This is a genomic window from Furfurilactobacillus milii, from assembly GCF_021654115.1.
GTDB lineage: Bacteria > Bacillota > Bacilli > Lactobacillales > Lactobacillaceae > Furfurilactobacillus > Furfurilactobacillus milii.
In genome coordinates this window covers 69,941-93,115 of the sequence record NZ_JAIWJF010000003.1, presented here as the reverse complement: position 1 = coordinate 93,115, position 23,175 = coordinate 69,941, and the positions used below count along the sequence as shown (strand labels likewise).

Below are 23,175 nucleotides of genomic sequence, written 5' to 3'. Positions count from 1 at the left end.
GCTATTTTTCTGTTCTTTAGTAGCGATTCTTTATTACTTCCCCTGTTCGCGCATGATGATCATCGCTAACCCAATACCGGTCAATAGGCCGAAGGATTCATTTACAGTGACCGAAAACGCATCAGGATCATCAATTTGCTGCCGCATACTAACTACCGGTGTTTGATCAGCTGAACGAATTATCTGAAAGCTGGCATTACCAAGCCCGGCCTTCAACTGGTAGCGTTCATTCTTCACGTTAATGAGATAACCGTTTTGAAAATTATGGGTTACCACTAATGCCACCGGCTGATGGTTGATCTCCAAACGGTATTTACCACTCAATAAATGTGTCTTCGACTCGACCGTTAACGTCATTCCTTCCACGGTGAGTTCGTCATGAATTGGCATTGCCACAGCCCAGCCCAAAAATTGGTTCCACAAATTCGTCCAACCGTGATTTTTAACACGGCCCAATTCGTGACCGTCTTCATTGGTAAGTAAAAAACGTTTACCACGACCGGCATTAGCAATCAGGTGTGTGGTTAATCCACTTGTCATTTATATTATCCCCAAGTTTTTAAATTCGTGTCTCAGTCTGTGAGACTCAAATAAGTTTGAACTAACAAGGCCAACGTGTACATTTTGATTTTGGTGCGTTCAAGTCGCTATTGAGCCTGTGGTACTTCATGTTGTTTGGCCTTGTATTCCTGCACATCAATTCGATAAACGTTTACGTACTCAACACCATGAGGATCAATGTTTTCCCATGCATGACCTGTTTCGTGAATCAGTACTTGTTGTAATGCGTGTACTTTACCCTCTGTGTCTGTCACTTGATGAGCCACGCCAGTGCCGATAATACTGTGATAAAGCCAAGAGTTATGACTGGCCTCTGTCGATTCAGTCGGCATCAATGAACCCCCATCGTCAATCTCAAAACCGACCCGATTATCTCGTTTGATCAAGTCAACTTTCCGACCTTCCGGCGCACCATGAATGTACAGCGTTAATTTACCATCGTCCGTTATTTCAAAGCCGTAATTTGTCGGCACCACATAGGGAAAGTCTTCCGTGTTGATTGCTGTGTGAATAATGTGTGATTCCTTCAAAATCGCAGTTATCTTGCTAAGATCAGTTACTGCTCTTTTTGCTCGCCTTATCTCCGTCATCTGCGTTAGCTCCTATTCACTCATTTTTTGAAACCCAGTTGCTTAGAAACCTAAGCATAGCATATATTTCCATCAGAATTTTAATGATTTGTAAACCAATGTAAAACATCACTAAACCGATTTTAATATGAGCATTGAAGGCATCTTTTCGGGGGTCAACGGCCCTAAAAAATAGTCTCGTTTTTTCAATTAAGGACATTCACATAAAAAAGCATTGCGTCCACAAATGTGTGATAGACGTAATGCTTTTTGTTAAAAATAGCAATCCAATAAGAACCGATGAAATTACTGTAGTGGCAGATCCTGCTTCTGAAGAACCTTAGAATATAATTGATTGAATGACTGACTGTCTTTGTTGGCTCGAGTAGCGCTAGTTGATGCAAAACCTGTAACGACAGAACCTGCGACAACTAGTACAACAACGAGCGCACTAAAAAATAGTTTTTTCATTTTTCTCTCTCCCTTATGCAAGTCCTATTGTAGTGCATACGTCTTTCAGAAAACAAGGGATTTTAACGTAAAATCATGAAAACGATTTTTCGGATTCCTATAGAATCAGCGTTTGTGGAGAACATTGTTTTCATTTTCACATTAAGAAGAAACTGTTATTGAGCAAAAAAAGAGCAATAAAGAGGAAAATGAGGTTTTGTTTTTCAAAAATTGCATTTTATAAATATTGAGTGCAAATCGTTTGTGAATTATGTTCTTTGAAAAATAAATACAAAAAATATTTATTTTTTATGGTCATGTTTATTTTTACACTTAAACTAAAGTGTTCACATTTTGCAGTGAATGCGTAATTAACAGCATATTAAGCAGACGTTAGTCACCACAAGTGATTTTCCCAATCAGTTTTTTTCGTAATTACTTATTGTTATGATACCCTTTATTTAAAGAAAATATTTGGAGGATAGCCATGCTAAAAACCATTAAAGTCGCAGAAAAGATGCTTGAATCGGCCACTGTGTTTCAAGTTTCCACAATAGACTCACTTGGTTTTCCAAACATCACAGCCCTTACTCCCTTGAAAATGGACAGATCATTAGACACAATCTTTTTCTATACAAAGCACAATTCTGCCACAGTTAAAAATTTGAGCAACACAACCAATGCAGCTATTTATTGTTTTAACGAGGATGCTCATACATCCCTAATGCTAAAAGGGCGTTTTCTTATCATTAACCCACAGGAGTTAGACTCCTCCTGGACGGATTATCTTAACGGATTTCAAAAATCATTAAACTACATCGATCCCGCAATATTACGTTTCACATCACTTGCAGTAAAGGTCCGTGAATCCGGCAAAGTCTCATATTCCGACCTGCAAGACTAGTTTCGGAAAGGTTCATGACATAGCTAATCATTGACCGACAGCTATATTGAACTCTTTTTCAGCAATTTTCTACTCGTCCAGCCACTGATAGAGTATCAATTCCATAATCACAATTGCGGTCACACGGGAACTGATTTCGACGCCCTCTTTGGATCTGATTTGGTCAAAAAAAGTATACAAATTAATATCGCTCAGGTTTTGAATGGTGTTGTTGTCAGCTCCTGTAATCGACAGCACCATTGGCCGATTTAGGGGCTCTTTAAAAACCTGTTGAATAAGATTAACGAACTCAACCTCCTCACCCGTATAGTCGATAATAAGGATTAAGTCTTCCGCAGTAATGTGGTCCATTGCTGCGCGCCTATATAATTGATCTTCAGGAAAACTAACGTTGAATCCAGCTAATTGGTAAAGATTTGTAATGTACCTTGCCGCACTCTTACTTAGACCACGCGCAAAAATAAAAATCGTTCTCGTGTGTGATAACTTTGCCGTGATTTGATGAAGCACTTCAGGTCGAAGCACATGAACTGTTTCTTCAATATTCTTAAGATAATCTTCTCGATAGCTAGATTGATTAACAACAAATTGATTATTGGCCTGATCCCGCGCCTCACTGGCATTGTCACGTGTCGTGAACTTTAAAACCGTGATGAATTCACTGTATCCAGAAAAACCGATTTTTCTAACAAATCTTAAAAATGTCGCCGTTGATACAAAGCAAGTCGCTGAAACTTCACGAATCGACATTCCCTGAACGTCGCTCATGTTTTTAACAATGTAATCAAATAACTTTCGTTCATTATCCGTTAAACTTTGCAAGTGAGTACTGACAATTTCAAAAAAGTTCATGTTACTCACCTCCAGGATAGGATGTATCAGGGCGCGTGTGAACAACGGTGTGTAGGCCACCACCGCCTAAAATCATTTCATGTGCATTGAACGGTAAAACGCGTCGCTTAGGAAACAATCCTTGTAATTTGTCTACCGCAACGGCGTCATTGCTATCCCCAAACTGAGGCACAATCACAGCATCATTAATCAATACATAATTAACATAACTAGTCGTTAACCGTTGTCCTGGAGTCCGCGGCAACAAACCATTTATTGGATCAATTGACTCGCTTTCTACTTTTCCGACAGTCTGCACTTTTGGCATATTCAAATGGTGAATTTTTAAGGAACGATTATACGCATCTTTCGCCTTTAACAAAGCTCTTTCAATTTGCCGAACAGTTTGGAACATTGGATCCTTTTTATCCTCAGTCCAAGTAATCACCACTTCACCCGGCGCAATGAAATTGACAATATTATCGATGGCCCCATTCGTTTCATCTAAAAAGAAGCCATGCTTTAACCAAATAATTTTCTTTATGCCAAGGTATCTTTTTAACATCATTTCTACTTCCGATTTTGACTGACCTGGGTTACGGCCTTCAGACAGTAAAACATCCTCAGTAGTGATCAAGGTGCCTTGCCCATCGGTGATAATAGAACACCCCTCGACGATTAAATTATGTTCTACATAATATGGAATGTTGTTCAGCTCGGCTAACTTCCCGCTAATAAGCTGATCTTGATCCCACGGAAAATACAAGCCATCCAATAATCCACCCCATGCATTGAAGCCAAAATCAATTGCTTGAAGTTTACCGTCTGCTTCGACATAAATCGGGCCTGTATCTTTAATAAACGCGTCATTACTGCTCATCTCTAAAACACGTATATGATCGTCTAATAGATGCCTAGCATTTAAATATTGTTTGCTGGAAACCAACATTGTTGTTGGCTCATATTTACCGATCAGGTTGGCTAGCTTTGTAAACGCACGTTGGGCTGGTTTGGCACCATCTCGCCAATTGTCGGGTCTTTCAGGCCAAATCAAATAAGCATCTGTCTGTCTTTCAAATTCAGCAACAAACCTGACACCACTAGTTGGTGGCAAAGTAGTTAATTTCATGAATTTCCTCCTGAGTATATTTGTAATGGCACTTTACAAATATACAGTAATTACGTCATCAATATGATGCCACGACGGTATTAGTTTACTAGTGGACTAATAGCATTGAGTCTCCATACGTTTAATTTAAAATCAAAATGCACCGATTTCCTATTCCGTAGAAAATCAGTGCATTTTTGAAACAAAACCTAACTAAGTTCATGCAAAAATCAAATTACTTGTTCAGAACTATATTGCGTGTCTTCATAACCGTTGTACCTGCGCCAGAGGTAAGAAACTCACCAACATTGTCAAGCGACGTGATTACTGTTTTACCGTGGTCACTGTGATTTACAAAATCCATTGCGGCTTGAATTTTAGGCAGCATCGAACCAGGAGCAAATTGCTTTTCTTCGATATAATCGCTCAATTCCTCGACCGTTACATCAGTTAACTTTTGTTGATTTGCCTGATTGAAGTTCACATAAACGTTATCAACCGCGGTCAGAATAATCAGTAAATCCGCATGAATGAGTTCGGCTAATTTTTCTGAAGCAAAGTCCTTATCAATGACGGCCTCACGACCAATATATCGTGAACCATCTTTAACAACCGGAACACCGCCGCCACCAACAGAAATCGGAATAATATTAGCGTCGACCATCTGATTAATAACATCGGCTTCAACCACGCCGATTGGCTTTGGTGATGGCACTACTCGACGATAACCGCGTCCCGCATCTTCAACAAACGTAAACTCTGGATGATCCAGTCGTTGCTGGGCGACTTCATCGGCCTTATAAAAAGGCCCAATTGGCTTTGTAGGATTAGCAAAGGCCTGATCATCTGCATCAACCTCAACTTGTGTCACAACCGTGGCTACAGACTTATCTAAACCCTTTTCCGCCAGCGCCTCATCCATCGCATTTTGAAGCCAATACCCGATACTCCCTTGCGTCATTGAAACCGCGGAATCGATTGGCATTGCCGGATTCTTTTCTGTTGCGCCAGCGGCCTGCTGAAGTAACAAGTTGCCAACTTGAGGACCATTACCGTGAGAAATCACTAACTGATCACCTTGCTCAACGAACTGAACTAATGAAGCAGCAGTTTTGCGCAGTGCGTTTTGCTGAGCCTTAGCACTGGCATCGTTGGTCAAAATTGCGTTACCACCGAGAGCAACAACTATTTTTCTGCCTGCCATATTCTTCACCTACGCTTTCGGTACCTGTTGGGTAATGCAGTGAATATTGCCGCCGCCCAATAAAATTTCTCTAGCTGGTACCCCGACTACTTTGCGATCTGGATACAATTGTTCTAATACTTTTTGCGCGTTATCATCCGCCGGGTCTCCAAACGTTGGGTAGACAATACCGCCGTTTGCCGTGTAGTAGTTAACGTAACTTGCAGCTAAACGATCTCCGGCCTGCCGAGGTAAGGTTCCATCAACTGCATCGACGCCCTCACTTTCTTCTTTGGTAATCAAAACAGGCTTTGGCACATTTAACTTAACCACTTTAATCTGGCGACCTTTAGCATCGGTAGCATGTTCCAAAATATCTAGATTTTCTTTCGAAATTTGATATTGCGGGTCGTTTTGATCGTCTGTCCAGGCCAGGGCGACAACCCCTGGCTTTACAAAGTTGGCAATGTTATCCACGTGCCCATTAGTCTCATCATTATAAATCCCGTTTTTGAGCCAAATAATCTTTTTGAGATTCAGGTGTGTTTTTAGAACTTCCTCGATTTGTTCTTTTGAAAGTTGCGCGTTGCGACCCTTCGACAGAAGACATTCTTCTGTTGTAATTAAAGTGCCTTCCCCATCCACATGAATGGAACCACCTTCGAGAATGAAATCGTCTAATCGGTAGCGATCCACGTGTTCCATCTCGGCCATTTTTTGGGCCACACGGTCATCCTTATCCCATGGAAAATATAAGCCATCAACTAATCCACCCCATGAATTGAATGTCCAATCCACAGCACGTAGACCGCCCTTATCGTTTTTTACAAACGTTGCACCACAATCCCGTACCCAAGAGTCATTGTTTGAAATTTCCACGACTTCAACATTGTCGGGTAACATTGTTCGCGCATTCTCATACTGATCATCATTGACACCAACTGTGACATGTTCGAATTGGGAAATGGCCTCTGCAACTTTAACAAAAGTATGCTGAGCTGGTTTACCACCGTTACGCCAGTTATCAGGTCTTTGCGACCATAGAATGTAAACGCCTTGATGTTCTTCAAATTCTCCGGGCATTCTGTACCCATCTTGCTGAGGTGTGCTCGTTAAAGTTTTCATTATTTAGTTAGTCCTTTCCGCTGACATTCGCCGAATGAGTTGAATTTTGAGAAACCTTTTCATCTTTCGTGCTTGAATCGTCTTGTCGTTCCGCAACTCGAACAACGATTTCGCCGACAATAACTGCCAAAATGGTACCAATTAGAATCGGAACTTTGTTTGCCAACTCTGATGCTGACCCATTTAACGGTAAAATTGATAACAAAATTGTCGCAATAAGTAATACTTCAGGAACCCATGTCATAAGGTTGATCATGAATTTCCCACCGGGTACTTTAAATGGTCGTTCGCGTTGCGCATCATCACGTCGTAACTTCCAAAATGCTGGAAACATCATCGTGTACGACAACAGCAGTGCCACTACATTTAATGCAAAGAATGCCCAGAAGATATTTTGATTTGGAATAAATGGCGACGCCACTACTAAAACTGAAGCAATAATCCCATTCAAATACCCAGTACCCACAGGCATTCCTTTAGCATCTTCTTTACCGAAGATAGCCGGTAATGCATGATCCTTAGCAGCATAGTTAGCAACGTAATTAACACCTAGCGCCCAGGAAACCATTTCTGATGCGAGAATGTATAGAAACATAATGCCAATGATAACGACAAACCAGTTCATATGGCCAATCATCAGCACGAAACTATCAATCAAACCAGAAGACGCTGACAACTTATCGGTAGGAATAGCAGCGCCCATACCGAACGCAGCCAATAAATAGAAGAAAGCAATTAATATACCACCATAAATAATGGCCTGTGGAATTTGTTTCTTAGGATTATCCATATCGTCAGCCATAGTTGCGACTACTTCAAAGCCCAAGAAATTGAAGATAATTACCGAAGGGTTACTTAAACTTGAAAGGTTTAGTTTCGGTAGCAAATTGGTTCCACTAAAGTTATTTGCTAAACCTTTAGTTGCTGCAAAATAAATCCCCATAATACCCAACGACAATATCGTAAATATTTTAGCGAACGCCGCTAAATTCATAATCCATTTACTTTCACTGATTGGTTTATTACCTAATGTAACAACCGTCCAGACGAAGGCAAGTTCGATGATAATAGTCCAGAACGTATTGAAGTGAACTCCGAATATTTGTCCAGCAACTTCCGCGAATAGCACGCCAAGGCTGGCCATCCATAATGGATAATTTAACCAATAGAGCCATGCCAAACGACCACCCCAGCGACGCCCAAAGGCTTGTTTAACCCAGTCATATAAGCCACCATCGCCAACGTACGTCGTCCCTAATTCCGATGAGATGAGTCCGTACGGAATGAAGAAGAGAATTAGTAGAAAAATCCACCAAAAGAACTGTGATGGTCCAATGGCTGCAGCCGGTGCTGCTGATTCAACAACGAGTACCACAACGACCGCCATTAGCACCGCATCAAATAACCGAAACTTTTTCTTTTGCTTGTTCATCGCAATTTCCTTTCACGACACTACCAAAAGTGTTTGGAAATAGATTTAGTCACTGACAAGGTTGGTGTCCACTTGGTGGGCCAATAAATCGTCAATTTCGCTTTGATACTTTTTAGCTTCGGCATCTGAAGGATGTTTGATGCGTGGATTTAATAAGTAAGTAAAGATTGCACGCATGGCTGTCTTTCGATTACCAGCCTCTTCCCATGCTAATGAATAGTCAGAATCAATAACTTCATCTGTGACTTCCTCACCACGTGATGCAGGCAGGCAGTGTAAGAATTTAACATGATCTGAGGCCTTAGCAACAAGATCGGCGTTTACTTGGTACTTTGGATAGAAGATCTTCATCCGTTCGTCCTTTGGCAACTCTGACTCATACAAGCCGTACCAAACATCTGTATAGATAAAGTCGGCATCCTTCAACGCTTCATCAGCATCTTCAGTAACCAGAACTGAACCACCAGATACTTCAGCGTTCTTTTTACCAATCGCTAACGTTTCAGGCTTAATCTGGAATCCTTTTGGTCCAAATTGAACAAAGTCCATGCCCATCTTGGTTGCCATAAACATCGTTGAAACACAAACCTGTGTTGCATCCCCAACAAAGACAATCTTGCAGTCACTTAATTTCTTACCTTCTGGCAGATGCTCACTCATTGTGATGATGTCACCAAGTTCTTGCGTTGGATGGTTATAGTCACTCATAAAGTTAACAACTGGTACTTGAGCATACTTACCAACTTCGGCAACCGTCTTGTGACGTTCAACCCGTGCACCAATGATGTCTACAATGTTCCCTAGAACATGCGAAGTATCTTCAATAGTCTCATGACCACCCAGTTGAATTTGACCAGGGGCTAAGTATTGAGCGTGTCCACCCAATTCTGTCATTGCAGCTTCAGCTGAGGTCCGGGTACGTGTTGATGATTGCTCAAAGATCATACCTAATGTTTTATTTTTTAATACTTGCGGATAATAGCCTGCATTGATTGACTGCTTTAATTTAATGCCCAAATCAATCATGTATTGAATTTCTTCTTTGGTATAAGTGTTGGTGTCGATAAAATCACGTTTTTGCATAATGATGTGCTCCCTTTTGATATTTATTTTTCTTGCTTACGAAGACAGCATAACGGGCAGCACAGTTAAAATGAAGCGCTTTCATAATATTCAAAACGCATCAGAAAAAGGGTGTAACGTGTTTCATTTGGCGAAACATGTTACACCCTTTTTTATTCGTGGTAGTCTGCACCTTGAGCCTACTTTTACTTGGACGTGATTGATAATTTTCTGATATTGGACAAGTCCTTGTTACATTAACTTAAGCTGAATAAACCTTTATTGCATCAGGAACTCCTCTAATGGTTCCAAAAAAACAGTGTTTTGAGTCGGTACCAAATGGTGAACTAAGATAAATGCCAGTCGATTATATAGCTGTTCAAATTTTGAATAGGCATCTGGTCGATAAATGCATAAAGAGCTAAGAGAATCCAAAACCTCCACTAAAATCAAAAAACTCCATTAGTGTGGAGTTTTCATTTCAAATTCTATTCAAATATTCAATAACCTATTTGCTACCCTTGAAAATCGGTATCTTTGTTTCGACAACTTTTGAAACATCCATCGGTTCAATGCCATTCCGTAAAATAGTGTGCCACTGGTCCCCGGGCGTACGCACTACATCATCCAAATAAAGTTCCATATGCCAGCTTTCCGAGGCAACTGAACGATAACCGGCGTCTTGAATGAATTTTTGCAATTTGATGTTTGCTGGCCCAATGCGGGTCAGTACCCCATTATTGCCAATCTGGGCTTCAAGTCCTTCAGAGAAATGAAGCATTCGGATATCCCATAAATATTGTTGATCAACGTTAGTAATGTCAAATTCAGCCGTTTGTAAAATTTCCTTGGTGATAAAGGCTGGTTGACGAATCATCAATTGATAACGCCACTCTGCATCACGACCAGGTGTAACTCGTTCCCACATTGCCTGTAACGGATATCGTTTAAAGGGTGTATACCCTTCTATCTCCAAGTTATTATCAGGTGCGTTTGCCAAATAATCAGCTACTTTGTACAGAGCGTCTGCCTTCGCTGTGAAATCACGGTTATTCGGATCAGCTTTACCAACACCTGATAAAACAATATAGGAACGGGTCGGTAAATCAATAATTGAACCTTTGTTGGTATCATGGGTATATTCTTCCGGATCATCTGCTTGCCAATTAATTTCTTTATTTATCATTATTATCACTCCCAACAACAGCGTAGCATATTAGTGATAGCAATGAAAACGCTTTCTTAAATTCTGTTTATTTTTAAGTGTTCAGCTTAAAAAGTCTGTGGCTTCAAGGACCCTAACACATGCATCGTGTTTAATGTCACGCTGTACAATGTTGAGATAACCCTCTTTGGAATCACGCTTAAATAAAATTAATTCATTTGACATCTGATTAGCGCACAACAAGAAATCTCCATTTTTACTAAGATCAAAATCACGTGGAGAAACACCATCCGTTTTAATTGTCTGAATCTTTTCCAAATGTCCACCGCCATTTAAAACTTTATAAACAGCTAACGAATCATGTCCTCGGTTTGACGCATAAACAAATTTGCCATCAGCGGATACCCGAATCCCAGCAGATTGATTATGTCCGGCGTACCCTTCAGGAATATTTGAGTAATCATCAATTTGACTCAGCAAACCCGTTTCTGGATCATATTTCACGACTCCAGTACGACTACCCACTTCATTCAAAACGTAGATGTAATTATTGGTGTTTTCATTAAATGCTAGTTGACGGGGTCCGAAGCCCGCTTTCGTGTGAAATTCTGATACCGGACTTAAACTCGCATCATCATTTACATCAAAAATCATAATTTTGTCGGCACCTAATGAACAAACTATCAGGCGTCCATCTGGTAATAATCGTGTGTAATGAATATGTGCCGCATCTTGAACCGCTTTAGGCCCTCGTCCTTCAATTGGGTAACGATGCTCCGTAATAAACTGATAATTATCATCCAATTTCCAAGTATAAATGGCATTAGTATTATAGTTAGCGGCAAACACCATTTTTCGGTTCTCATCTAGATACACATATGATGGGACTGTGTAACGCAATTCATTCCAGTAATACAATTTTTTGAAGTAGTTATATGCCTCATAGCTGCCTTTGACTGATTGATCAAGCATCTTTTCGGCTATTAGTCGGCCCGTGCCCGTTTTTGCATTAACATCAATGATACCAACGCCACCAGTGCTGTCATCCTTTGTCATTACCACCGCAATTTTATGATTTTTCAATCCGTAGTTAAAAAATGCTGGATCATCTAGAGTAACCATTAATTTAATATCGGTCAATTGTTCCTTTTCAGTATCCAAACTCGCAACATAAATTCCTTCGGAATGATTATTTGGTGTGTAATTATCTGACGTATAGCCACCAAGTAAAAACTTATCAATCATAATAATTTCCCTCCATTATTTTGAAATTTTAATATTACTGAATAGTCACACGCTGGGATTTATCGATCGTTTCTGGCGTCAACTCTTGCCCAATACCAGGACGATCAGGAATATCAATGTGCCCATTTACAGGTTGAAAATCATCAAATTTACAAGTTGCACGATCCTTGGCATTGCGCGCCCGTTGATAAACTTCGTGAATCAAGAAGTTAGGAATCACCGCCTCAACTTGCAAAGCGGCAGCAACCGCAATCGGTCCACCGCACACATGAACTTGTGCATTAATGTCATACGTATAGGCCATATCACAAATCTTTTTTGCTTCTGTAATACCGCCAGCAAGACAGAGATCCGGTTGTGCTACCTTAATGGACCGATCTTCGAAGAATTTTCTAAAACCAAATCGAGTGAAGACACGTTCGCCAGCCGCAATTGGAATATTTACCTTGTTTGCAACCTCTAACGTGTTGTCTGGATTGAGCGTGCTAACTGGTTCCTCGTAATACATAATATCTAGGTCTTCCAATGCTTGACCAATCTTAATAGCCGATGTTGTATCAGAGTTAGCATGCATATCAATGATGAGACCAAGATTATCTCCACCCGCTTCTCGCATTGCTTTAACCCGATTATATGCAACGTCAACGATGTGTTTTGTGACCACCCCTTTGGTTTGCCAAGCACCACCACCATCTGGCTGATCACTTAACATAATTGGATCGAATTTTAGTGCATCATATCCTTCCGCCATGATTTTTCGAGTAACCTCGGCGTATTCTTCTGGGGTTATCAACTTCAACTTATCAATGTGTTCACCCCAGTTATATTGGAGCTGGCTTGCATAAGCTCGCAGATGATCATTAGTTTTTCCTCCGAGTAGTTCATAAACCGGCGTATTGTAATACTTACCCTTGATATCCCAGAGAGCGATATCAATTGCACTAATGGCCGCATTTACAACCACGCCACCAGCAATTCCCCAATAAGTAGATGTAAGCAATTTATTCCAAATTTTTTCATTATTAAGTGGATCTTCCCCAATAATGACTTCACTGAAATCCTGTAACATCCCAAATCCACCACGCCAGCCTTTTCCATAAGCTAAGCCTGCTTCACCAAATCCGGAAATTTTTTCATCCGTGTTAATTCTGATAACCAAAGGACACCAATCTTCTTTAGACCCTTGCCCGTTACCACTAAAACTAGGATCTTCACTAGGTATCTTCATAACGTCAACACTAGTAATCTTCATTAAGTTCACCCTCCACTTTATTAGCAGCAATGCTGGTAACCGCTTTCATTTGCTAGTATAAGTTCACTAAATCACAATTCATAGAAGCATTCTGTTCCCATGCTGAACCTAAAGTTCACGCTAAGCTTAACAGCCTACCTTTTACTAACATAAAAGCCACTCTATCGTGATCCCTTCAACAGAAATCATGACAAAGTGGCTAGTAGGTTTAATTTTCAAATTTAATCGTTCAAAGGAAGTTATTCTAACGAACCATAGCAGGACGCTTAGGGTCAAACTTCCAGCCTGGAATTAAATATTGCATTGTGATTGCGTCATCGCGAGCACCTAGATTATTGTCAACGTACAACTGATGAGCTTTCTTGACTGCTTCCATGTCAATTTCAACACCTAATCCTTCGTTGTTACGTGGAACAGTTAACTGACCATTTTTAATCTGATACGGGTTTTTGGTCAAATACTGCCCATCTTGCCAAATCCAGTGTGTATCGACATCATACACATTTCCAGGAGCGGCAGCAGCCGTATTTGCAATCATGGCTAAGGAAATATCAAAATGATTATTTGAATGAATACCCCAGTTAAGATTGAACTCATCGCAAAGTTGCGCAACACGCACCGCACCTTCCATCGTCCAAAAATGTGGATCAGCCAATGGGATGGAAATCGAGTTTAATGCCAATGCATGTGACATTTGCCGCCAATCAGTGTCAACCATATTAGTCGCAACTGGCATGTGCGTTAATTGCTGAAACTCTGCCAGAATTTCACGACCTGAGAATCCATCCTCTGCACCACAAGGATCTTCGATGTAGTGCAAATCTTGTTTCAATTCGTCTGCATAATGCAGGGCGTCCTTCAAATACCAGCCGCCATTTGGATCCAAATCAAGTTTGACATCTGGAAAGGCCTCATGAAGGCCTTTGATAGCAGCGACTTCTTTTTCACCATCAAACACACCCCCCTTTAACTTAAAGGTTTTAAATCCATATTTATCGTAGGATGCTCTTGCTAATCTGACTAGTGACTCAACATCGGTTACAGGTTTACGTCGGAGACGTCCCCATTCACTGGTATCGTCGTCATTCTGCAAATATGGCAGATCCGTTTTACTAGTATCACCAACCCAAAACAAATATCCTAAAAGGCCAACATGCTCGCGTTGTTGACCATCACCCAGAAGCGCGGCCACTGGTACGTGCAAATATTTGCCGAGTAAATCCAATAAAGCTGTCTCAACGCCAGTTAATGCATGTACCATAATCCGCAGATCAAATGTTTGATTACCACGTCCGCCCTTGTCCAAGTAAGAGAATTTATTCCTAATCTTTTGCAAAGTCGCTTTATACTCACCAATAGATGAGCCTTCAACCAACATCTTAGAATGTTCTAATGTATCAGTAATTTTTTGCCCACCTGGGACTTCACCAACACCTACAGCCCCGTTGTCAGCTGTCAACACAACAATGTTTCTTGTAAAGAATGGACCATGTGCACCACTTAAGTTCAATAACATACTGTCATAACCAGCAACAGGAAAAACTTCCATTTTCTTAATTTTCGGAACGCTCATCATAAGTCCTTCTTTCTTTGTGATCAATTTAACTTTCAGTTACATTGTAAAATTTATGAAAGTGCTATCATAGTGCATGATAAGTCACTAGGTGAACAAAATGTTCATTTAAAATAATTCGAGGGAGTATTGGAAATGGAAGTCAATAATCTCAAAACCTTTCTAGCAGTGGCCAAGTACGGCAGTTTCAAGGCAGGATCCGGTGAATTTTTCCTATCTCCACGTGCTGTTTCAAAGCAAATGGATCAATTGGAAAATGAACTTGGCGTTCAACTATTCTTGCGAAACAAAAATAGTTCTGAATTAACTACAGAAGGCAAAAAGTTTATCGTCGCAGCTCAAGATATTGTTAATACGTACAATAACGAGCTTAACCGCATTCAGAGTGAGCAACTTGAATCTAACCATCGCATTCGAATTGGCTTTGCATCTGCTAACCAAGAAATTGAATTACAGTCCCTTTTACTCCCTGTACTCAAAGAAAACAAGAAAGTTAATATAGACTTTGTTCAGGAAAGCGGTCGGCGATTGGTTAAACTTGTTGCAGCCGGTAGCTTAGACATTGCTATTTCCCCTTTTTACGATTTAACTGACCCATTAGTCACGAAACTTGGACGTGTCAGTTTAAAGCGTGGCGAATTAGTAGTCGGCGTCAGTAAGCTGAGCCGCCTAGCTAATAAAGAAAGCATCAGCAACAATGATTTAACAGATCAAAACGTTTTCTACTATTCACCATCAGACTCTGACTTTATGCAAGATGTCTTTCTCAATAAATTTCCAGACTTATTTTCCAAAAATCAAATCAAGCGATGCTCATCACTTGAACTGCGAGATGCTTATGTTGCTGCCAATAAAGGAATCGGCTTCTACCCAAGCCCGTTTATAGATATTGAAACAGTACGCAATCCGTTGCTCAATTTCATTCCATTACGGGAAACTGATAATAACCACTACTCTTCGAATTTGTTCTATGACAAAAACACAAAAAACAAGTTTCTCTTACGCTTAGTAAAACAAGTCCGTCAAAATTATTCATAATGTTAAGTATTAACTTAATAACCCTCAACACTGCAGATTACGAGGAAACGGTGTTAAGGGTTATTTATTTTTGGGGAATAAAAAATAAGAATAAAATTCACAAGTGCCCATTTGTAAATTGAAATCAAAAAAATAAGCTCATTTACTCACATCGCTTCGGAAGCGTTTTCCTTACCGATATTGTAAGCTTTCATCCATGTGTCTTTTTGGTTCATCTCATGTACTAATGAGCACTGTGCTTTAGTGATTTTACTCACTAGAATGAAGAATGAAAGTTATAACGAAATTCATTTTAGGAGGAGTCGTAATGAAAAAGGTACTTTTAAGCGAAAAGATTGATGATGTCGGAATCAAATTACTTCAAGACAACGAATTTACAGTAACAGTATCACCAAGTACTGATGCTGAGACCATGAAAAAGGAAATCAGAGATGCCTATGCAGTAATAATGCGATCATCTGCACTAACCAAAGATATTATTGACGCAGGCAAGGAACTCAAAATAATCTCACGCAATGGGACAGGTATCAATAATGTTGACGTTAATGCCGCCACCGCTAATCACGTTTTAGTGGCCAAAGTAAATGGTGCTAATGCATATGCCGTAGCAGAATACGTTATTAGTACCATGCTTTTGCTTAGTCGACGTCTACTAACATCTGACCATTTGTTACATGAAAAGAAAAATGAATTAAAAGGTCTTTCTTTACCAGGCTTTTCAACAGAATATGGTTTAAACGGTCATGAGATTAAAGGAAAAACTCTAGCAATTCTTGGATTAGGACACATTGGTCAAGTACTTGCGAAACTTGCACAAGCCTTTGGAATGAATGTCATTGGCTATGATCCTTATTTGAAAACTGCACCGGTTCCCCTGCTTGGCAGTTTAACTGAGATTTACAAACAGGCTGACTTTATTTCCGTTAATATGCCACTTACGAGTGAAACCAGGGATATGATTTCCGCTAAAGAAATGGCTCTAATGAAACCAACTACATGTATTATTAATTCTGCTCGCGGTGGCATCATTAACGAACAGGACCTTGCAACTGCATTAAATAATGACAAGCTAGGCGGCGCAGCCATTGATTCTTTCAGTCCCGAACCACCACAGCCTGATAATCCACTTTTTTCCAGTAAGCACACTCTATTAACTACCCATCTGGCGGGCACGACCCTAGAAGCAAATCAAGCATTAGGGATAGGAGCTGCACAAGCCATTATTGATTTTTCAAATGGCAAAATGCCTCAATTTCCTGTTAATCCGGAGGTTTTTAAGAAAGGAAACTCACTATGAAACATTCAAAATGGATTGCCGGTATTGTAGGCATTATTCTCGGTGTTTTAATTGCTTTTGTTGTTCCAACGCCCACAGGATTGACACATGCCGGAATGGTAGTATTAGCATCTCTGGTTACTGCTAATATTTTTTGGATTTTTAACGTAATTCCTAGTTTTGCCACTGGATTGTTAATGCTATGTTCATGGGTAGTTCTTGGCGCGGTTAATTTTGTCACGTCATTCAATATTTTCTCAACCACAACCATGTGGATTATCATCGGCGGTCTAGCACTTGGTGCAGCGGCAACTAAAACTGGTCTTATTAATCGAATTGCGCTAAAAGTCATGTCTTATCTCCCCGCCTCATTTCGTGGGCAGTCAATGGCGCTACTAGTATCAGGAACGATTATTTCGCCTATGATTCCAAGTGCTCATCCTAAAACCGCAATGGGAACACCAATTGCTAAGGGAATTAGTGATGCCTTAGGATACAAGCCTAAAGGCAAAGGAAGTTCTGGCTTATTCATGGCTGCCATTTGGGGATTCTTGGTTATGGAAGCAAGTTTTCTTAGTGCCACCGCACAAAACTATGCCTTCAAAGGGTTGTTGCCTATAAAATATCAAAACGTCCTGACTTGGGGAAATTGGTTTATTTTAATGCTACCTTGGACTATTTTAGCTTTAATTCTCGGCTACCTACTTCTGGTATTTCTGTTCAAACCTCAAGACGACACTCCCGTCAGCAAAGATTTCATCAATAAACAGTTGACCGAAATTGGTCCAATGTCGCGTGATGAAAAGATAACTGCGGCTGTGATTTTAGTTGCAATCGTCTTCTGGATTCTTGGCTCTTCTATCAAATTGTAAGCGGCCGTCACTGCCCTTATCGGCGTCAGCATTCTAGTTGCTACAAAAGTGCTTAGTCCAGACGACTTTAAAAACCGTTTGAGTTGGAATACTATTATTTTTATTGGAACTGTTATGGCTTTGGGAAATGTCATGCAATCGGTTGGGTTAACTAAGTGGTTATATATCGTTTTGAAGCCAGTAATTAGCCCGATTCTTAGTAATATTTGGATCACCGTTATTATTTTACCAATCGTTATTTATCTATGTAAATTTGTTGTTGTCTCCATGATTTCAACAGGTACTTTAATTCTTCTTTGCTTGTTACCATTCTTCCCAAGCATGCCCTTTAGTCCAGCATTATTAATTTTAATCATCACCACCAGTGTTAATATTTGGATGCTTGACTACATGGATGCACCAGTTATTACCGGTCAGGCAGCGGTTCATAGTAGCATGGTTTCTCGTGCCGGAATGGCTAAATCTTCACTTGGTTACATGGTCATTAACATTATTGGATTGCTTGCTTCGGTGCCAGTTTGGTACTTAATGGGACTAATCAAATAAAAGTGTACAATTCACATCATTATTCAAAAAATCGACTATAGAAAATGCAAAAGCACTTTCCCTAGCCGACTTTTTGAATGCTACATTGCTTTATTGACGCGCCTTAAAGACGTTCACAAACTTTCGTACTTCTGGATCAAGCGCATCTAACTTAAATTTTACTGATTATTGTGATCACTCTGTAAAAAAGTTAGCATCGCTTTTTTATAAAGTTTCAGGCTTACAACCGTGTTAAAAAGCCTTTTAGTATTCACAAGTACCTATTAAAAGGCTACATTTCACTTGGCGCCTGAACACCCAGCAAACGCAACGCTTCGGTTAACACTACACTGACACTTTTCACTAAGGCCAACCGATTGTCTAAATCGCCATCCTTAACTAGGATCTTAGTATTGCCATAATACTTATTAAAGGCTTGTGCCAAATGCAATGTGTACTTAGCAACTACTGATGGTTCATGCTCATCATTAGCTTCCTTGACGATATTTGGAAATTCATCGAGTAATTTAATGGTGTTCCACGCCTTTTCATCAGTCAAAGCATAATTTCCTTGTTGAAGTTCAACCCCAGCCTTAGCTAACAGACTTTGAGCACGGGCATTTGTGTACTGAACATAAGGACCTGTATCACCTTCAAACTTCAAGACATCTTCCAGATTAAAATCAATGTTCAAAATACGTTCATTTTTCAAATCATTAAAGACAACGGCACCAACACCGACCTGACGAGCAACTTCATCCTTATTTTTCAAATCCGGATTTTTGCTCTCAATCTGCTTTTTTGCTAAAGCGATTGAATCGTTTAAAACTTCCTCAAGTAAAATAATGCGCCCGGAACGCGTCGACAATTTTTTACCGTTCACTGTGATAAGACCAAATGGAATGTGCTCCATATGCTCGGCCGACTTAAATCCCATCTTTAACAACACAGCTTTAACCTGTTTGAAATAATACGTTTGTTCACTACCAACAACGTAGAGATTTTGAGCAAAGTTAAATTCACGTTCACGATAAATTGCCGTTGCTAGATCACGAGTAATATAAAGAGTCGCGCCATCACTTTTTAAAATCAAAGCTGGATTAAGCTTATATTCATCCAAGTTAACAATTTCGGCACCACGAGATTCTACCAATAAGTTTTTTTCTTTTAAAATGTCGATGACTTCCTGCATTTTATCGTTATAAAAGGCTTCACCATTATAAAGATCGAATTTCACACCGAGTAAATCATAGACTTTTTGGAATTCTTTGAGGGAAACTTCACTAAACCATTTCCATAAGCGATTAGCTTCTTCGTCTCCGTCTTCTAATTTTTTAAACCATTCACGGGCCTCATCATCTAACTCGGGATGTTCAACATCTTCTTGGTGAAACTTAACGTAATAAGCAACCAAATTCGTTATAGGATCCTTTCGAACGTCAGCCTCGTTACCCCATTTTTTATATGCAGTAATGAGCTTTCCAAATTGCGTTCCCCAGTCTCCAAGATGATTATCCTTAATTGGATGATAGCCACGTTTAGTCAGCAAATTGGCAATTGAGTTACCAATCACAGTCGAGCGTAAGTGTCCCATTGACATCGGCTTCGCAATGTTTGGCGATGACATATCAATTGGCACATTTCCACCGTGTCCTTCATCAAAGTCTCCGTAATGAGAACCTTGCTGCAAGATTGTACCCAGTACTTCATTGGCATATTGACCTTTGTCCAAGAAAAAGTTAATGTACGGACCAGCTTGAACAACCTTTTCAAAATTACTCTGATCAATTTTGGATAAAACATCTGCAGCAATATCATTAGGCGCGCGATGCATCGATTTGGCCAATGTAAAGGTTGGAAAAGCTAAATCACCCATCGTTGACGTTTTCGGCGTCTCAATTAATTTCTTTATTTGTTCTGTACTCAGCACATCCGTTAATGGTTTCGACAGTGCCTCCGCAATTTGTTGTTTATAATCCATATTCTTCTTCCTTTCAAAAAAACTCGTCTTTCTCCATGTCTAATAGCCATGAAAAGAGACGAGTTTGCCCGCGGTACCACTCTAATTGATAAAATCCACTCATTTAAATATTTAAATGTCGTTCTAAAGAACACGCCTTCAGGTAGCATCAACACTGGGCTCTCATCATCCCCAATTTGCTGTTGTCAATATCGACCCTACTACTTTCTTATCATCAAACATCACATTTGCATGGTAACAAACAGTAACTCCGAAAAGCAAATCGTTATTCAATTCATGCTTTATTTTGTTTTAATTCATCGTCACGAATAGTCGACTTTAGATCTACCTTAGACAATGGAATTAATGTAGTTCTATAACGCATTTTGTAATACAAGAACAAAATCAAAAATAGCGGAATACTCATATACGTTACACCAATTGACATCCAATCAAAATCTGCAAAAGATTTCAGGTTTTGTCCGATAATAACCAAAATACAGAGTACAAGTGCTAGCAGTGGTCCGAAAGGAAACAGCTGAGCATGATACCGCAACTCCGATAACTTATGTCCCTGCTTGATAAAAGCGCGCCGAAAGCGATAGTGTGAAATAGCAATTCCTATCCACGCAATAAAACCTGTTAGACCACTGGCTGAAACCAAGAAAAGGTACAGCTTTGGGCCAAAAAAACTCGTCAAAAACGTTAATGCCGAAATTAAAGTTGTTAGTAATAGCGAAAAAATTGGAATTCCTCGCTTGTTAGCTAACCCAAACGACTTAGCCGCATATCCTTGAAGTGACATTGAATACAACATTCTGGTAGACGCATACATACCTGAATTAGCGCTTGAAATGACAGAAGTCAGAATCACAGCATTCATAATGCTTGCAGCTCCTGCCAATCCGGCACGTTGAAATACAACAGTAAATGGACTAATAGCAATATCCTTTGCAGATGAGCCTAGTAAGGTCGGACTGGTATAAGGAATTATCAGTGAAATAACTAGGATTGAAAAATGTAGAAAATTAAAATTCTCCAAAACACCTGATGAATTGCTTTCGGAATGCTTTTTTCTGGAGTGGCTGACTCTCCTGCCGTAATACCGATTAATTCAGTACCCTGAAATGAGAAACCTGCAACTACAAACACGCTTAAAATTCCGGGAATGCCATTCACAAACGGTCCACTTCGATAATTCCAATATTTTAAACCAGTTCCCTGTCTGCCCATAATGCCAATAATACTCATCAGCCCAATCACTAGAAAGATTAGTACCGTTACGACTTTAATAATGGCCAACCAATACTCAGTTTCCCCAAATGATGAAACGGATATCGCATTGATAGTGAAAATAAGAATTAACGCAATAATACTGAATATCCATCCGGGTACATTCGGTAACCAGAAATGCATGATAAGTGAAACTGTACTGATATCAACGGCCACTGTGATTGCCCAATTAAACCAGTAATTCCATCCCATGGCAAAGCCAAGCGCTGGATCGACAAAACGCGTTGCATAAGCAGCAAAAGATCCTGAAACAGGTAAATAAGTCGCCATTTCACCTAGACTTGTCATTAAAAAGTAGACCATAATTCCGATCGCAATGTAAGCAACTAATGCACCGCCTGGCCCAGCAGTTGAGATAGCTGAGCCGCTTGCGACAAATAATCCAGTGCCAATGCTGCCACCTAATGCAATCATCGATAAGTGGCGGGTCTTTAACGAACGTTTCATCCTATTTTTGTTATCCTCGACAGGATCTTCCATACTCACCCTTCCTCACTCATCGATGTCATATTGTGCGATTTCCACTAATTGATTCAACTTGCAATTCATAATTTATCTTTTCACCAGTTTCTCAGATTTGTTGTCATTTATCCCATTAAGGCACGAATACGATTAGCAAACCGAGTTGCATCTTGATTTCCTTTAGTCAATACCCACATATTGTCGTAGCCAGCTAGAGTACTGACCACTTCAGGAAAATCTGAACGATCAATTAAATCAGAAATAGAATCAGTCCAATACGGTACGGTCCTAATAACAACGATAAAATCGTTCACAATCACATCCGTCACTTCATCTCGAACCTCTACTAGTAATTCATCACTAGGGTCCTTTTCTATCGATTGTTGTGCAAAATATCGCACTTTTGTTTCCGAATCCATAATTTTGCCAACTCGTAACGACTGCAAATCTCGTGACAATGTTGCCATTGCTACGTTTATTTCACGCTCAGCCAGCACACCGCGTAATTCAGTAATGCTGCTTATTTTTTGTGATCGAATAATCTTTAAAATCTCTGTTTGACGATCTTCACGTTTCATGTCTCAACATCCTCAATTTTTAGTTCAAAAAAGTGATTTTTTTGTGCACGTACGCAATTTTGTGATCTGCTATCAACTCACTGACAACTGCACTGGCCGTCTCACGAGTTGTTGCACTCACTTGAGCCAACTCAATTAAAGTCACGGGATAATCTACATGTATTTGCCCGTTCTCATCTTTTTGTCCAAGTCGATACCCGAAAATTTCTAACGCATGACGCACGCGATCACTGGCTGATGAGTTAACCATGTTCTGTAACTGGTCTTCATTTTGACTAATGATTTGACCCATTTCCTGAATGACAAGTTCCATCATCGCGTTATTCTGTCTGAGAATAATTTCAATTGTCGACATCGAGAACACTGCGATTGTTATTTTTGTCATTGCCCGGGCGGTGTATGAATATTCCCGGTCGTGGAATAAACCACGGTATGGAAACCCGTGATTCTTGTTAACATATTCGTAATAGTTAAATTCGCCGTTTTCATCAAATCGTTCTGTTCTGATAATTCCATCAATCAAAAAATAAAATTTGTCGCGCTTATCGCCTTGATCATATAGGGCTTGGCCCTTCGAATATTTTTTAAACACAACATCCTGAGAAAAAATTTGCATTTCATTCTCTGTAAATTTAGAAAATTCTGGTTTCGTCTGCAGCAAGGCCATGTATTTTGGATAGTCAGAGTGTGGAACCATAGGCACCTCCCAAA

19 protein-coding genes and 2 pseudogenes are annotated in these 23,175 nt (G+C 39.9%); 4 read left to right on the top strand and 17 right to left on the bottom strand.

What is annotated here, in order from left to right; genetic code table 11:
• Positions 1–33: 33 nt before the first annotated feature.
• The 3 genes from LDK34_RS04885 to LDK34_RS04875 form a co-directional block, all read right to left on the bottom strand.
• Positions 34–540 (bottom strand): hypothetical protein, encoded by a 507-nt coding sequence (locus LDK34_RS04885; protein ID WP_178942354.1) that lies wholly within the window; start codon positions 538–540, stop codon positions 34–36.
• A gap of 107 nt (positions 541–647) precedes the next feature.
• Complete coding sequence (locus tag LDK34_RS04880; protein ID WP_178942353.1) at positions 648–1,151, bottom strand: pyridoxamine 5'-phosphate oxidase family protein; 504 nt, start codon at positions 1,149–1,151, stop codon at positions 648–650.
• Positions 1,152–1,436: 285 nt separating this feature from the next.
• Positions 1,437–1,601 carry a hypothetical protein gene (locus LDK34_RS04875; protein WP_017262098.1) on the bottom strand — a complete coding sequence of 55 codons (165 nt, stop codon included), beginning with the start codon at positions 1,599–1,601 and terminating at the stop codon, positions 1,437–1,439.
• Positions 1,602–2,067: 466 nt separating this feature from the next.
• Here LDK34_RS04875 and LDK34_RS04870 point away from each other — a divergent pair, with 466 nt between their 5' ends.
• Entirely contained in the window at positions 2,068–2,484 is a 417-nt protein-coding gene (locus LDK34_RS04870) for a pyridoxamine 5'-phosphate oxidase family protein (protein WP_178942352.1), read from the top strand.
• Positions 2,485–2,553: 69 nt separating this feature from the next.
• Here LDK34_RS04870 and LDK34_RS04865 read toward each other — a convergent pair whose 3' ends face one another.
• From LDK34_RS04865 to LDK34_RS04820, 10 genes are all read right to left on the bottom strand, one after another.
• A complete protein-coding gene (locus LDK34_RS04865) occupies positions 2,554–3,336 on the bottom strand; it encodes a MurR/RpiR family transcriptional regulator (protein ID WP_161003022.1) in 783 nt (260 codons plus the stop codon).
• 1 nt (position 3,337) lies between these two features.
• Positions 3,338–4,444, bottom strand: coding sequence for an agmatine deiminase (gene aguA, locus LDK34_RS04860; RefSeq protein WP_178942351.1), 1,107 nt, complete (start codon positions 4,442–4,444; stop codon positions 3,338–3,340).
• A gap of 214 nt (positions 4,445–4,658) precedes the next feature.
• Complete coding sequence (arcC, locus tag LDK34_RS04855; protein WP_236941532.1) at positions 4,659–5,627, bottom strand: carbamate kinase; 969 nt, start codon at positions 5,625–5,627, stop codon at positions 4,659–4,661.
• Positions 5,628–5,636: 9 nt separating this feature from the next.
• Positions 5,637–6,731, bottom strand: coding sequence for an agmatine deiminase (gene aguA, locus LDK34_RS04850; protein WP_178942349.1), 1,095 nt, complete (start codon positions 6,729–6,731; stop codon positions 5,637–5,639).
• Between the two features lie 7 nt (positions 6,732–6,738).
• The gene (locus tag LDK34_RS04845; RefSeq protein ID WP_236941531.1) at positions 6,739–8,163 is read right to left on the bottom strand and encodes an APC family permease; all 1,425 of its coding nucleotides are present in this window, start codon (positions 8,161–8,163) and stop codon (positions 6,739–6,741) included.
• Positions 8,164–8,208: 45 nt separating this feature from the next.
• Complete coding sequence (ptcA, locus tag LDK34_RS04840; protein ID WP_178942347.1) at positions 8,209–9,246, bottom strand: putrescine carbamoyltransferase; 1,038 nt, start codon at positions 9,244–9,246, stop codon at positions 8,209–8,211.
• 487 nt (positions 9,247–9,733) lie between these two features.
• Complete coding sequence (locus LDK34_RS04835) at positions 9,734–10,411, bottom strand: hypothetical protein (RefSeq protein WP_178942346.1); 678 nt, start codon at positions 10,409–10,411, stop codon at positions 9,734–9,736.
• A gap of 81 nt (positions 10,412–10,492) precedes the next feature.
• Complete coding sequence (locus LDK34_RS04830; protein ID WP_178942345.1) at positions 10,493–11,635, bottom strand: lactonase family protein; 1,143 nt, start codon at positions 11,633–11,635, stop codon at positions 10,493–10,495.
• A gap of 34 nt (positions 11,636–11,669) precedes the next feature.
• Positions 11,670–12,887 carry a mandelate racemase/muconate lactonizing enzyme family protein gene (locus LDK34_RS04825; protein ID WP_236941530.1) on the bottom strand — a complete coding sequence of 406 codons (1,218 nt, stop codon included), beginning with the start codon at positions 12,885–12,887 and terminating at the stop codon, positions 11,670–11,672.
• A gap of 244 nt (positions 12,888–13,131) precedes the next feature.
• The gene (locus LDK34_RS04820) at positions 13,132–14,460 is read right to left on the bottom strand and encodes an enolase C-terminal domain-like protein (protein ID WP_178943457.1); all 1,329 of its coding nucleotides are present in this window, start codon (positions 14,458–14,460) and stop codon (positions 13,132–13,134) included.
• Positions 14,461–14,595: 135 nt separating this feature from the next.
• Between LDK34_RS04820 and LDK34_RS04815 the strand changes: the two genes are divergently transcribed.
• The 3 genes and pseudogenes from LDK34_RS04815 to LDK34_RS04805 all read left to right on the top strand — a co-directional run bounded on the left by LDK34_RS04815 (position 14,596) and on the right by LDK34_RS04805 (position 18,192).
• Positions 14,596–15,498 carry a LysR family transcriptional regulator gene (locus LDK34_RS04815; protein ID WP_178942344.1) on the top strand — a complete coding sequence of 301 codons (903 nt, stop codon included), beginning with the start codon at positions 14,596–14,598 and terminating at the stop codon, positions 15,496–15,498.
• A gap of 307 nt (positions 15,499–15,805) precedes the next feature.
• Positions 15,806–16,795, top strand: a complete 990-nt coding sequence (locus tag LDK34_RS04810; RefSeq protein WP_178942343.1) for a hydroxyacid dehydrogenase — start codon at positions 15,806–15,808, stop codon at positions 16,793–16,795.
• Positions 16,792–18,192 (top strand): annotated as a pseudogene (locus tag LDK34_RS04805) (SLC13 family permease). The gene LDK34_RS04810 and the pseudogene LDK34_RS04805 overlap by 4 nt, the downstream one beginning before the upstream one ends.
• Before the next feature lie 271 nt (positions 18,193–18,463).
• On the opposite strand, the gene argS reads toward LDK34_RS04805, so the two are convergent.
• The 4 genes and pseudogenes from argS to LDK34_RS04785 form a co-directional block, all read right to left on the bottom strand.
• Complete coding sequence (gene argS, locus LDK34_RS04800) at positions 18,464–20,152, bottom strand: arginine--tRNA ligase (RefSeq protein ID WP_178942341.1); 1,689 nt, start codon at positions 20,150–20,152, stop codon at positions 18,464–18,466.
• A 274-nt stretch (positions 20,153–20,426) separates the two neighbouring features.
• A pseudogene (locus LDK34_RS04795) lies at positions 20,427–21,904 on the bottom strand (amino acid permease).
• A 107-nt stretch (positions 21,905–22,011) separates the two neighbouring features.
• Complete coding sequence (locus tag LDK34_RS04790) at positions 22,012–22,464, bottom strand: arginine repressor (RefSeq protein ID WP_017262960.1); 453 nt, start codon at positions 22,462–22,464, stop codon at positions 22,012–22,014.
• Between the two features lie 19 nt (positions 22,465–22,483).
• Positions 22,484–23,161, bottom strand: coding sequence for a Crp/Fnr family transcriptional regulator (locus LDK34_RS04785; RefSeq protein ID WP_236941529.1), 678 nt, complete (start codon positions 23,159–23,161; stop codon positions 22,484–22,486).
• Positions 23,162–23,175 lie beyond the last annotated feature (14 nt).